Here is a 13,015-nt window from a genome sequence, read left to right on the forward strand (position 1 = left end):
TCGTCCAGTTGTAATATCTATTGTTAACTCAGTTGGTCAATAAATGTTCGTGATCTTGCCCTGGTAATAGGCCGCCCTTTAACGACAATTGCGGCGCGAAGTAAAAAGTGCTTTTTGCACTTATCCAAATCTGACCAGTCAACGGCAATGACAGGATGTTTACAGGTACAAAATAACCGGCAAATCATTGCATAGATAAACGGTACTTCACGCTGGAGGTGACCATTAGATAACAGCCGGTCAGCCCGCTTAATACGGTGTTTCTCATAGGCATTGGAACGGATACCGCGCCCCATACTGGTCACAGTGGCCGAACCGCTCTCAATCAAGCTTCGCACACAGGCGACAACGGCCTGTTTGCGGGTTTTATGCATTTTATGGCTGACAAAAGAGACAAGATTGTTCAATATAGAGCGTGCATTCATGGTGTTTTCTGTGTTGGTTTTTTTTGGCGAAAGATCTGATCACCAAATGCCATGAATGTTCCCTAACTCTTTGACTTTATTTTACTATTCGTGGGGATAGCTCAGGGTTAAATAGTATAAAGATAAATTACGAGTGTAGCGTTTCAAAAGCCGTAACTCGTGGCTTACCGCCATTCATAATAATTATTGCACTTGGCTGTTCTGGGTGAACACCGATGAGCTAAATCACAATAGAGGTAACTGGAGTGTATGGATAACCATATTATTTTATTAATATTAACTTTACTAATATTAACTTTTGGCTTGTTTTCCAAATTATCTGAACGCTCATTTATCAGTGGCCCGATGGTGTTTTTATCCGTAGGTATCTTGATTAGCCCAATGGGATTTAACTTGATCACTGTTAACCTTGACACTGAAATTGTTAAAACCTTGGCTGAGTTAACATTAATACTTATTTTATTTGTCGATGCATCCTACTTGAAATATTGTCGCTTAAGTAAAATTCTCGCGGGCATTCCTGCGCGTTTATTATTAATTGGGTTGCCATTAACCATGTTGGTTGGTGCGTTCAGCGCTCAGTACTTTTTCCCCACCTATAATCTATGGGTACTGGCCTTATTAGCACTTATTCTTTCTCCAACCGATGCGGCATTAGGTCAGGCTGTTGTCCAAAGTAAAATGGTACCTAAACGTATACAAGAATCTATTAGTATTGAAAGTGGTTTGAATGACGGCATTGTGTTACCACCAATATTATTGTGTATTAGTGTTTTAGGAAGCGGAATAACCTCACTGAATAATGAAAGTTACTGGTTAACTTTTATGGCAACACAACTTTTTATTGCTCCGTTAGTTGGTGGATTGGTTGGTTATGCTGGTGGGAAATTAGTTGATCACGCTACATTAAAAAACTGGATGAGCCATACCTTTCACCATTTGGTATCTTTTGCATTAGCAATTTTAGCCTACTGTGCTGCAGAGCTTATTCATGGCAATGGTTTTATTGCCGCTTTTTTCGCAGGCCTGATGCTCAGTACAAAAATTCCTTTAGTTAGAACACAGATTCAAGAATTTAGTGAAGCCCAAGGTAAACTTTTTTCTTTGATCATATTTTTTCTTTTTGGTTTAGTGTGTGTACCTAATTTTTATATTTACTGGGATCTTAACCTTTTAATGTACGCATTATTAAGTTTAACACTTATTCGTATGATCCCTGTTTTCATTGCTTTAATTGGTGTTAAAATTGATTTTTATAGCAAAATATTTATTGCTTGGTTTGGCCCTCGGGGTATAGCTTCAATTTTATATTTATTTATTGTTATTGTTGAACTTGAAGTGACAGGTTACGAGCAGCTTATGGCGGTAATTGTATTAACCGTTTTGTTCAGTGTTTTTGCTCATGGTATAACGGCTGTGTTGATGTCAAAACAATTTAAAGCGATTAGCGAAGATGCAAATAGCGAAAGTACAAAAAATTGTCAATAAAAAACCGCTCAATGAGCGGCTTTTATGGCATGACTTTTACAAAAGAATTATGCGTTAATAAAATCAATACCTTCTTGAATGTCTTTCTTTAACGTATCAAGCATATCTTCTTTTGCTTTTTGCTCAAACGCGCTTAACTCACCGTAAGAAAGAATTTCTTCAACGCCGTTTTTACCTAAGGAAGATGCGAATAAGTCCCCGATGTGAGATCATAGCTGCATAGTAAATCACAGCCATTACCGCCCATGAGCCAACAGTTAACTTTTGCCGATAGTGAGTTTTCCAGCAAGCGCCGCCAGACTCGTAAAGAGATATTCTTATCCAGAATGGATAAACTGCTGCCGTGGCCTCAACTGCTGGAAGTGATTGAACCCTTTTATCCTAAAGCTGGCAATGGTAGACGTCCGTACGCGCTTGAGACCATGTTTCGCATTCATTGTATGCAGCAATGGTATAGCCTCGGTGATGAAGCCATGGAAGATGCGTTATATGAAATTGCCTCGATGCGTCAGTTTGTGCAACTGTCATTGGATAAAGCCATTCCAGACCGCACTACCATTATGAACTTTCGGCACTTGCTGGAAAAGCACAAGCTGACTCGCAAATTATTCAAAACGGTCAACCAATGGCTGTCTGACTGCGGTGTGATGATGACGCAGGGTACACTGGTGGATGCGACGATTATTGAAGCACCCAGCTCGTAACCGTTCACCAGGGCCCTATTGACAGTTAGTAATATTTATTTTCAATGATCGTGGGGATCCTATTGATTGATCCCGCCAGTCTGTCAGAGTGGTTTCATGCCACGTAAAAAGCAGCCCACAAAGCCACCCGTCGCTACTAATCTCGATGATGCCAATGAGCTCATTAGTTCACTCTGGGACAGGCTAAATGACCTCGAAGACCGACTGAATCAGAACGTAACCGTTCACCAAGGCCCTATTGACAGGCAGCTTTGAAGTCGTCGAGCAGAGGATAGGACGTTTTGTTCAGCGTCGCTTCGAGAATGGCGCGGAGCCAATTCAGTGGATTCAGCTTTTGTTTCCGGCAGGTTTCGACGATGGTGAGTATACGTTGTCTGAACGTAACCGTTCACCAAGGCCCTATTGACAGGCAGCTTTGAAGTCGTCGAGCAGAGGATAGGACGTTTTGTTCAGCGTCGCTTCGAGAATGGCGCGGAGCCAATTCAGTGGATTCAGCTTTTGTTTCCGGCAGGTTTCTACAATGGTGAGTATACGTTGTCTGAACAGTTCCCCTCGGTGAGACCACACACCATAGCTGCCTTTTCGCCACAGCACATAGCTTCGCAATGAACGCTCTGCTTCATTGTTAGTGAGGGGGACGCCATCGTGACTGAGGAATACCCAGCACATATCATCGTGTTTTAGCCGCAGCTTACACCGGTTCTGATAGCGGGGAGTAACACAACGCCTTGATGCCAGTTCAAGTTGTTCTCGCCAGGCGATACGCAGTTTTTCCATTCGGTCCCGGTATCGCTTTTCACTTAGTTCGTTACTCTCATACCGGTGTTGCAGCCGGAACAGTATGCGAATGAGCCTGACTAACGTTGTTCCATAGGTTTTATTCGTACCCCAGCTTTCCGCCAGCGCATTCATGTTTCTTAAGATATGCGCCCAGCACAATTGACGGTGGTCTGAATCGATGTAGTGATAACCGGCATACTGGTCAGTCACAACAATGTTTTCCGGATTATCGCCGAGTAGTTTCTTTGCCGCCCAGGCGCCACGTGAGAAGTGCGTCATAAAGCATGATAATTCTGCTGTGCATACCTGCCACATCCAGCGGTTTTCATTGCCCCGCTGATGACGGGTTTCATCACAATGAACCACTGCCTCATTATGCATAGTCTCTTTAATATCCTGATAGGCAGGCGTCAGCACCGCACTGACGGTAACCGTTCACCAGGGCCCTATTGACAGTTAGTAATATTTATTTTCAATGATCGTGGGGATCCTATTGATTGATCCCGCCAGTCTGTCAGAGTGGTTTCATGCCACGTAAAAAGCAGCCCACAAAGCCACCCGTCGCTACTAATCTCGATGATGCCAATGAGCTCATTAGTACACTCTGGGACAGGCTAAATGACCTCGAAGACCGACTGAATCAAAACAGTCGTAATTCATCGCGCCCGCCATCGTCTAATGGGCCGGGGGCGTCCTCTTCTGCGCCAGCTAAAAAGCCGACAGGCCGTAAGCGCGGTGCGCAATCCGGCCATAAAGGTAGTAAGCGGATGCTGGCCGATACCGTTGATGAGACGCGCACCTATTATCCCGACGATACTTGTGCTTGCGGTGGTGACATTGCTATCAATGATTCCCCTTATCGTCGGCATCAGGTATTTGATATTCCCAGCCAAGCATTCTCTGTAGTCGAACATCAGTTGCATCAGGGCCAGTGTTGTCAGTGCAGTAAAACGGTAAAAGCCACACTACCCGACAACGTGAATCAAGGGCAGATGGGCAATAACCTGCTGGCGTATGTGGCGATGCAGTCGGGTCAGTTTCACCAGAGTATCAGTAAAATCCAGCAACAGCTCGAGCAAAACTTTGGTTTATCGTTCAGTCGCGGTGCTATCTCTGAAGCACAAGGCCGCGTCAGTGCGGTGCTGACGCCTGCCTATCAGGATATTAAAGAGACTATGCATAATGAGGCAGTGGTTCATTGTGATGAAACCCGTCATCAGCGGGGCAATGAAAACCGCTGGATGTGGCAGGTATGCACAGCAGAATTATCATGCTTTATGACGCACTTCTCACGTGGCGCCTGGGCGGCAAAGAAACTACTCGGCGATAATCCGGAAAACATTGTTGTTACTGACCAGTATGCCGGTTATCACTACATCGATTCAGACCACCGTCAATTGTGCTGGGCGCATATCTTAAGAAACATGAATGCGCTGGCGGAAAGCTGGGGTACGAATAAAACCTATGGAACAACGTTAGTCAGGCTCATTCGCATACTGTTCCGGCTGCAACACCGGTATGAGAGTAACGAACTAAGTGAAAAGCGATACCGGGACCGAATGGAAAAACTGCGTATCGCCTGGCGAGAACAACTTGAACTGGCATCAAGGCGTTGTGTTACTCCCCGCTATCAGAACCGGTGTAAGCTGCGGCTAAAACACGATGATATGTGCTGGGTGTTCCTCAGTCACGATGGCGTCCCCCTCACTAACAATGAAGCAGAGCGTTCATTGCGAAGCTATGTGCTGTGGCGAAAAGGCAGCTATGGCGTGTGTTCTCACCGAGGGGAACTGTTCAGACAACGTATACTCACCATTGTAGAAACCTGCCGGAAACAAAAGCTGAATCCACTGAATTGGCTCCGCGCCATTCTCGAAGCGACGTTAAACAAAACGTCCTATCCTCTACTCGGCGACTTCAAAGCAGCCTGTCAATAGGGCCCTGCTGAACGGTTACAACAATTAGACCGATTATAATGGATTAAAAGCAAGGATTTCGTTGCATAATCAGCTACCTAAGGACTAACATATTTAGTGCACTCAACATTAAAGTATCTGGACATCGGCGAAATTACAAAGCGACCTACATAGTAGGTGTTTCGTTTCACGGTTTCGTTAGGTACATTAATATTGTAAGCGGGCTTATCATAAGTAACACGGGCGGAACATCGCATGAAAATATTAGTCGTTGAAGACGAAACAAAAACTGGAGACTACATCAAACAAGGCCTTGCCGAATCGGGCTTTGTTGTTGAGTTAGTTCGGACCGGCCTCGATGGCCATCACAAAGCCATGCTCGGTGAAAATGAGTTGATCATCTTAGACGTCATGCTGCCTGATATCGATGGTTGGAAAATATTGTCATCGTTACGAGAGTCTAACAATCATACACCGGTTCTTTTTCTTACTGCTCGTGATCATGTGAATGACCGTGTTAAAGGTTTAGAGCTCGGCGCAGATGATTACTTAGTGAAGCCGTTTGCATTTGCTGAGCTGCTAGCGCGTGTGCGTACGTTGATCCGCCGCGGCACGTCCGTGCCCAATAATATTTTACACATAGCCGATTTGGAGCTCGACATTCCTTCGCGTATTGCCACGCGAAGTGGGCGCACAATAAACCTGACAACTAAAGAGTTCACCTTATTAGAATTAATGGTGAGACGCCAAGGAGAAGTGTTGCCACGTTCTCTTATTGCCTCTCAAGTATGGGATATGAATTTTGATAGCGATACCAATGTGATTGATGTCGCCATTCGCCGTCTTCGAGCAAAAATCGATGATGACTTTTCACCAAAGCTCATTCAGACTGTGCGTGGGATGGGATATAAATTTTGTATTAATGAATCTTAAGGATCTATCAAAGCGACCAAGCTCTCTCGCCTTTCGAGTCACTATACTCGTTGGGCTCACTATCTTTGTTTGCCTAACGTTTATAAGTCTTATGGTGCAGCAATCTATTGCTCAGCATTTTGAAGAGCAGGATGCAGATGAGCTGAATGAGGTGTTTCTAGCCGTGAAACGCAAGCTTAATACAGCGTATAATGAAGGGGTCGCACCGTCTAGCATATTATTCCAAGCTGTCTCTGGGCATCACGGTGTCTATTATTTAGTTAAAAATAAAGACAACGAAGTTATTTTTAGCAGTGAGAGCGCGGTGCTAGAAAAATACCCTGGGGATACGTATGAAATAGAACAAATAACGCCATCCATGTTAAGCCTCTTTTTCGACGGCGAACATATGTTACGGGCAACGGAAATAACCGTGCGTATTGAAGACGGCAACAGCCAAACACATTATCAAGTCATCGTTGCCTCGAACATGGAATTTCATATGAACTATATGGAAGACTTCGAGACAACATTGTGGGGGATCATTGTATTGTCTGGGGCTATTACGATCTTAGCCGCGCGGTTTGCTGTTTATCGTGGTCACTCCCCCTTACGACGTCTCAGTCGCAAAATCGGTTCCATCACCGCGGATAAATTGGATATCAGGTTGGAACCCACCGAAGTCCCAGTGGAGCTTGCTAATCTGGTGGAGTCCTTTAATGCGATGATTGAGAGACTTGAAAGCGGGTTTGAGCAGCTGTCCCATTTTTCCGCTGACATAGCTCATGAACTAAGAACGCCTATCACCAACCTGACTACACAGACCCAAGTCATACTCAATCAACCACGCTCGACGAATGAATACACTGACATCTTATATTCTAACTTAGAAGAGTACGAGCGAATGTCGAAAATGGTCAGTGACATGTTGTTACTAGCACAAACGGAGCATGGCTTGATCAAACCCAACGCTGAGCGGATAGACTGTCAGAAAGAAATCGGTGAATTAATCGAATACTTTGAGCTCTTGGCCGAAGAGAAGCACATCAGCATTCAACTTATTGGTCACAAAATAACGTTAATGTGCGACAAATCGATGTTTCGACAAGCACTGAGCAACTTGTTATCTAATGCCATTCGGTACACTCCCGATAATGCAGAAGTAACCGTATCTACTCAAATACAGGATAACGAAGCATTGATATCGATTTCAAACCCAGGTAATAAGATCCCTGACATTCAACTTTCTCGCCTTTTCGATCGTTTCTACCGCGCGGATCCATCTCGAAAACGTGACGGGCAAGGCGCTGGATTAGGATTAACCATTGCGAGATCTGTTCTTGAAGTTAACGGTGCACATATACAAGTGGGATCAGATGAGCAGGCAACCACGTTCACGGTCATCTTTCCATTGCGTAGCTGACGCCTCGAACACACGCAAGTGTTAGTTCGAGACGCCCGTTGGACTAAAAGGTATACACGCCTTTTAAATAATAGAAACCGCCGTTAATGCCAATGGGTGACGTCGTTGGGTACTTTGAACCCGCCACTTCGGTATCATAAAGCACATTTTCATCAGGGAGGTTATCAAACGCATTTCGAGCGCCTAGTGTCATAATAAATGATTCATTAATATGATAACCAACTTCAAAATCGACCGTGTATTCCGCACCCACTTCCTCTATGGGTAAACCGGCATCGATGTGATCTTCAAAAATGTCACTAAAATAATTAAGGCGCGTTAATACCCGCCAATCGCCATTCGTATGATTGCCAGTCAGGCTGAAGCGGTATTCAGGCAAATTATCCTCAATCATTCGAATGCGAGTGGGTGAAATGTTTTGGACTTGCTCACCATTCACATCGAACGTTTTAACATCATCAACTTCTGTATCGGTCCAGTTCCCCGCAAACGAGAAAACCGTATCTCCTCCCAACATTTCCATTGAATAATTAGCGACGACATCAATACCTTGTGTTGACGTTGCAAAGTCATTTGTGAAGAAACTTACTTCACTAAAACTCGATGCGTCAGTGACGCCTTGGGCGAGAAGCGCATTGATATCCGCTTGCGTGAGGGTGATCCCCGACGTTGTGCTGATCCTATCTTCAACTTCAATATTGAAGTAATCGATGGTAACAAATAGCCCATTTTCAAATTCTCCTACCCATCCCACACTGTAGCTCGTAGATTCCTCAGGTTGGAGGGGCGTTGCCCCCTTTTGAATGGAAATCGGATCCGACGGCGGCAGCGTGGCTCTATCAACCAATCCCGTTGCACTGAACGCGGTAGTGACGTTTCGTACATTCGATTGTCCTATGGTCGGCGCTTTGAATCCAGTTGCAATGGCGCCGCGTATTGCGACGGTTTCATTCAGTTGATAGCGCGCAGACAACTTGCCTTTGGTTGTGTCACCAAAATCACTAAAGTCCTCGTACCGAATAGCTGCTCCCACCATAAAATCGTCGCTAAAGAAATACTCCGAATCAATATACAGCGCTGCGCTATTACGACTATTCTTGCCTTGGAACCGAGCGGCTAGCCCAGGAAAGCCGTTTGAACCGATACCAAATCCCTGTGCGGCTAAAGGGCCTACTTCGTAGGACTTTGGATCCCCAGCGATGGCTTCAAACGCTTCATATCGATATTCAATGCCCCCGGCTAAGAACAACGGTTCATTCCCGCCAATATCAATATACTTATTGATGTCGATATTGAAGCTCGCTTCTGTTTGAATGTAGCGCCCGGGATTAAACGATGTTGGTGTATCCGGTCCTAATGACGGATTTATGGTGTTGCTAATGGCATAATCGATTTCATTAGTACCATAAGCACCACTGACATCGTAATTTAGCTCGTTATCCAATTCTCCACGAGTACCAACAACCAATGAAGCATCAGTAACGATCCCCCCAAATTTTGGGGTAAATCCACCAGGAAAGAGTTCGTTGAATGCAAAACAATCAGGATTGTTTGCAACTTGGTTGATATAAACAGGGTTTTCTAGCACATTTGAGCCGACGGCTATATCGGTCGGACAGTTGCCCGATAGATCTGGCGTCAAGTCGGCTACCAGTAATAATTGCTCACCACTGTCATTGGTTCCGCCATCATTGACACCACCGCGGTTGTGTGGGTTTCGAAAGTAAAACCCGCCCTCCACTTCTCGTCTCGCATAGTTACCAAATAAATACGCTTCACTGTTTTGATCAAGCTCCAAACCTGCATTGGCAAAAAACTTAAGATCCCCTTTTATTTCAGGACTCCCCCAGACTTGCGCCGGATCTTCAACGAACGTGTTGCCATTGTTAATCAGCGCCGCCGCATCATCGCGTTGTACGCTTCGTGACGTGGGATCGGCCGTTCGATATTCTAGAGAGAGATTGACAAACCCTTGATCAGTCAATGGCAACCCAACATTGCCCGCGACCATCGTCGTTGCGCCATCCCCTTCATAATATTGACCTTTATTAAATTCCACTAGGCCTCCTTCAGCGTCTCACGCCGGCAATTGCGTCAGAGCCATATTGCGCTGCCGCACCGTCCCGTAATACTTCAACTTGTTTAAGTGCAACAGACGGTATGACGGATATATCAGGCCCTTGCGCACCGTCGGATATTTGACCACCTAAAAACGTAATAACCGCTGAGCGATGACGCCGTTTTCCATTCACCAGTATCAAGGTGTGATCCGGCGCGAGCCCTCTTAAATTCGCGGGACGTACTAGGGTTGAAGCATCATTGATTGGTTGGTCGTTAACATTAAAGGATGGCACGGCGGCTTGCATCATTGTCGTGATGTCGGTGGACCCCGTACTTTTAAATTCTTCTGCGCTGATAATGTCAACAGGTACCGCAGAATCTCCTATCGAGCGTGGCGCTGAACGCGTACCGACCACTGCGATTTTTTCTACATCCGCCTCAGTGGTGCCGGCCTGCTCTTGTGCAACCAGCGTGGGTGAAATAGCCACTGCGATGGAAGCAGACAAAAGAGTCTTTGCAAACCCCAACCTTGTCGCCTTTGATTTAGTGTTAGTCATGTGTTTCCCTGATTTTATGTCTATGTCGTGTTGTTTGAAAAATCTCTTGAGAACCCAAACCGGTTGTTACAGATGTAGGAGGGCTAAGAGACTACCGTGCTGCGCAAAATACGCGCAGACACTGGCCAAAACTGACAAAATCCGCCATGACCTACATGGCGGTGGGATTACATGATAATTACAATTTTGAAAGGCACTGAGAGTGTAAGAAATGCCTGATCTTCAGCCGGCAAATCATGACGATGCCATGGGACGCATAGGCTATGCTGCGCAGCGCCCCAGCACCGATAGCGTCATGAACAACGGTAGGGATTGGATCTTGAGCACAGCAATGTCATAAGAAAAGCAGACGGTCGATGTGCTCACCTGGTGAGACATTGTTCATTTGATAAGGTGGTATGTTTATCGTTCGCTACATAACATCTTGTGTCGTTTACGCATCAACAGCATTATCATTGCGGCGTATCATCGTTTACGCTTAACTTCTTCGTTTTTTTCACCGTTTTGTTTGTTTGGTGCATGTATTCTGCGATCAGATGCGCTTGTGTGTTTACCGTCGCGTCAGCTGCCACTAATTGTTGGCGAGTTTCATTAAGTGCAATCGTTTGTGTATTCAGAGCGTCAGTCGAAGAGGACAGATCATCGCGAAGCAGATCGGATGCGTGCTCTAACCTCTCGACGGTTTGTTCAAGACGCTGATTGTTACTGCGGGATTGCGCGAGTGCCTCTTCCAAAAAGCGGTTCTGCTCTGCCAATGCTTTGTGATCGTTAAGCGCCTGAGACAATGTAACCTCCAATCGCGCCAGTGTAAGTTTTTGCTCTTGGTTGGTGCCGGTTAAGCCGGCCAGCTCTTGCGTCAACGCGTGTTGTTGATGATTGAGTTGTGCGATCGTACTTTCAAAATGATGGGTTTCGCGCTCACGCTGAGACGCGACAGACGCACGATAATGCTCAAGCGCCGCACGCGCATCCACGTGCTTGTCCTCTAATGATTGATTATGCGTTGTCAGTAACTGGATTTCCTGTGTCATTGATGCGAGCCGTTGTTCGTAACGATCACACTCGCGAAGTGCTGTATCGCGCGCCGCTGTGATGTCAGTCACATATTGAGTCAATTCAGCGATGTCATTGTTAGCTCGCGCAATCTGAGCCTGCAACGTATCGTTTTGCTCCGATAGTGCGACTGCGCAAGCCGCCTGCTCGTCAAGTGACTTTTTAAACCTACTTTCACGTTCAACCAACGTGGCATGCGTCTCCTTTTTTAATCGCGCCGCAACGTGGCTTACAAGCTGCTGTAATTCTTCAGACAGTAAGACTTCTACCGGCGCATTTTCGCCCCCTTCGGTTAAGCGTTTCAAATGCTTATGAATAGTGCTCTTTGAGCCCGTATGCCCGAGCTCTGCGCGCACAGCGTCGATCGACACACTGTTACCGCGCGCAATGATGGCCTCTGTGGCTTGTTTAACGTTTGTCAGCGTCACGCCGGTTCGCGCCATGATAATGTACTGTATTACGTAATATTTATATACAGTATAATGTTTGAAGCATTCGAAATCAAAATAGGGAAATATAAACAAGCGATAATCTTGAATTATGCTATCTTGACTGGTGAATATCCCCTATTCTCATTCTTTAGAACTGTACTGACCGGACGGAGTCATCACGTCGTGACGAAATCACTCTCTAAACACAATGAAGCAAACGAGCAGGAAATCGCTGAGCGAATTTCGCGGTATATCAATGCGGCTACTCGGGATAACACGCGTAAAACGTATCGCTCGGCAGTCGAACACTTTGAGGTGCATTGGGGCGGAAAGTTACCCACGTCGCCTGAGAATATCGGACGCTATCTGGTGACGTATGCCAATGACTTAGCCCCTAGTACACTGAAGACACGACTGGCTGCGCTCAGCCAATGGCATAAAACGCAAGGGTTTGCAGACCCCTGCTCTTCTGTACACGTTCGTAAAATCATGCGAGGGATCCAGGCCGTTCACAGTAAAAAGCCTAAGCAAGCTCATCCATTACAAATAGAACATTTGCAACAGATCACTGGATCGTTGGACGCGCAAATTCGCGCTTCTGAGAACAATGCCAGCGTACAGCGCGCCTACCGTGATAAAGCTCTGGTGTTATTGGGATTTTGGCGAGGGTTCCGTAGTGATGAATTATCCCGGTTAATGTTTGAGGATTTGGAGATCATCAATAATGTCTGTCTTCGTGGTTATGTAAGGCAGTCCAAAACCGACCGACATAACCAAGGGATGTATTTTGAAGTGCCGGCACTTCAAACATTATGCCCCGTCAACGCTATTTCAGAGTTTGCAGCGCAGATAGAAATGGCTAATGGACCTGTATTTCGTAAGATTGACAGATGGGGCAAGCTAAATCAAAACGGCATCAGTGCCGGCAGCATTCCGGCAATACTCCGACGAGTTTTATTTCAATCAAACATACCAAATTCCAAAGAGTTCAGTAGCCACTCGTTGCGGCGTGGATTTGCTCATTGGGCTAATCAGCAAGGATGGTCTTTACATGAATTGATGCAGTATGTGGGCTGGAAAGATATCCAATCCGCAATGCGATATCTCAATCATAGCGATGCTTTTCCTAATAGATTAACCCAACTTAACACTAGAATTTAAAGAATTACAGCCCTTAATAAATTATTAAGGGTAAAGTAAACTAAATCAATTCAGCAAGTCGTCAATAAAACCGGTCTTTCTTGTAACTGTTTTATGACTGCTCT

The 13,015-nt window shown here is 45.5% G+C and carries 7 protein-coding genes and 5 pseudogenes; 6 read left to right on the forward strand and 6 right to left on the reverse strand.

Features of this window, described 5'->3' with window-relative positions:
• Window positions 1–23 precede the first annotated feature (23 nt).
• Entirely contained in the window at window positions 24–425 is a 402-nt protein-coding gene (locus AC566Q_RS12555) for a hypothetical protein (protein WP_499617117.1), read from the reverse strand.
• A gap of 249 nt (window positions 426–674) precedes the next feature.
• On the opposite strand from AC566Q_RS12555, the gene AC566Q_RS12560 reads away from it, so the two are divergent.
• A complete protein-coding gene (locus AC566Q_RS12560) occupies window positions 675–1,913 on the forward strand; it encodes a cation:proton antiporter (RefSeq protein WP_499617119.1) in 1,239 nt (412 codons plus the stop codon).
• 47 nt (window positions 1,914–1,960) lie between these two features.
• Here AC566Q_RS12560 and AC566Q_RS12565 read toward each other — a convergent pair.
• Window positions 1,961–2,092 (reverse strand): annotated as a pseudogene (locus AC566Q_RS12565) (malate dehydrogenase); the annotation flags it as partial.
• A 66-nt stretch (window positions 2,093–2,158) separates the two neighbouring features.
• On the opposite strand from AC566Q_RS12565, the pseudogene AC566Q_RS12570 reads away from it, so the two are divergent.
• A pseudogene (locus tag AC566Q_RS12570) lies at window positions 2,159–2,614 on the forward strand (IS5 family transposase); the annotation flags it as partial.
• A gap of 238 nt (window positions 2,615–2,852) precedes the next feature.
• On the opposite strand, the pseudogene AC566Q_RS12575 reads toward AC566Q_RS12570, so the two are convergent.
• Both AC566Q_RS12575 and tnpC (AC566Q_RS12580) read right to left on the reverse strand, forming a co-directional pair.
• Window positions 2,853–2,996 (reverse strand): annotated as a pseudogene (locus tag AC566Q_RS12575) (IS66 family transposase); the annotation flags it as partial.
• Window positions 2,997–3,016: 20 nt separating this feature from the next.
• Window positions 3,017–3,823: pseudogene (tnpC, locus tag AC566Q_RS12580) on the reverse strand (IS66 family transposase); the annotation flags it as partial.
• Window positions 3,824–3,924: 101 nt separating this feature from the next.
• Between tnpC (AC566Q_RS12580) and tnpC (AC566Q_RS12585) the strand changes: the two are divergent.
• The 3 genes from tnpC (AC566Q_RS12585) to AC566Q_RS12595 all read left to right on the forward strand — a co-directional run bounded on the left by tnpC (AC566Q_RS12585) (window position 3,925) and on the right by AC566Q_RS12595 (window position 7,648).
• Window positions 3,925–5,334 carry an IS66 family transposase gene (tnpC, locus tag AC566Q_RS12585; protein WP_499617122.1) on the forward strand — a complete coding sequence of 470 codons (1,410 nt, stop codon included), beginning with the start codon at window positions 3,925–3,927 and terminating at the stop codon, window positions 5,332–5,334.
• Between the two features lie 234 nt (window positions 5,335–5,568).
• Window positions 5,569–6,246, forward strand: a complete 678-nt coding sequence (locus AC566Q_RS12590) for a heavy metal response regulator transcription factor (RefSeq protein ID WP_499617124.1) — start codon at window positions 5,569–5,571, stop codon at window positions 6,244–6,246.
• Window positions 6,236–7,648, forward strand: a complete 1,413-nt coding sequence (locus tag AC566Q_RS12595) for a heavy metal sensor histidine kinase (protein ID WP_044447536.1) — start codon at window positions 6,236–6,238, stop codon at window positions 7,646–7,648. The genes AC566Q_RS12590 and AC566Q_RS12595 overlap by 11 nt, the downstream gene beginning before the upstream one ends.
• 43 nt (window positions 7,649–7,691) lie before the next feature.
• Here the strand turns inward: AC566Q_RS12595 and AC566Q_RS12600 are convergent.
• Window positions 7,692–10,266, reverse strand: a pseudogene (locus AC566Q_RS12600) (TonB-dependent receptor plug domain-containing protein).
• A gap of 452 nt (window positions 10,267–10,718) precedes the next feature.
• Window positions 10,719–11,762 carry a DNA-binding protein gene (locus AC566Q_RS12605; protein ID WP_499617127.1) on the reverse strand — a complete coding sequence of 348 codons (1,044 nt, stop codon included), beginning with the start codon at window positions 11,760–11,762 and terminating at the stop codon, window positions 10,719–10,721.
• A gap of 171 nt (window positions 11,763–11,933) precedes the next feature.
• Here AC566Q_RS12605 and AC566Q_RS12610 point away from each other — a divergent pair, with 171 nt between their 5' ends.
• Complete coding sequence (locus AC566Q_RS12610) at window positions 11,934–12,911, forward strand: tyrosine-type recombinase/integrase (protein WP_499617128.1); 978 nt, start codon at window positions 11,934–11,936, stop codon at window positions 12,909–12,911.
• Window positions 12,912–13,015: the final 104 nt, after the last annotated feature.

The organism is Alteromonas sp. H02, assembly GCF_059682525.1.

What these genes read in the sequence shown, in the direction of transcription:
- AC566Q_RS12555 (WP_499617117.1), bottom strand. Translation starts at nt 425, where the DNA reads ATGAATGCACGCTCTATATTGAACAATCTTGTCTCTTTTGTCAGCCAT.
- AC566Q_RS12560 (WP_499617119.1), top strand. Translation starts at nt 675, where the DNA reads ATGGATAACCATATTATTTTATTAATATTAACTTTACTAATATTAACT.
- tnpC (WP_499617122.1), top strand. Translation starts at nt 3,925, where the DNA reads ATGCCACGTAAAAAGCAGCCCACAAAGCCACCCGTCGCTACTAATCTC.
- AC566Q_RS12590 (WP_499617124.1), top strand. Translation starts at nt 5,569, where the DNA reads ATGAAAATATTAGTCGTTGAAGACGAAACAAAAACTGGAGACTACATC.
- AC566Q_RS12595 (WP_044447536.1), top strand. Translation starts at nt 6,236, where the DNA reads ATGAATCTTAAGGATCTATCAAAGCGACCAAGCTCTCTCGCCTTTCGA.
- AC566Q_RS12605 (WP_499617127.1), bottom strand. Translation starts at nt 11,762, where the DNA reads ATGGCGCGAACCGGCGTGACGCTGACAAACGTTAAACAAGCCACAGAG.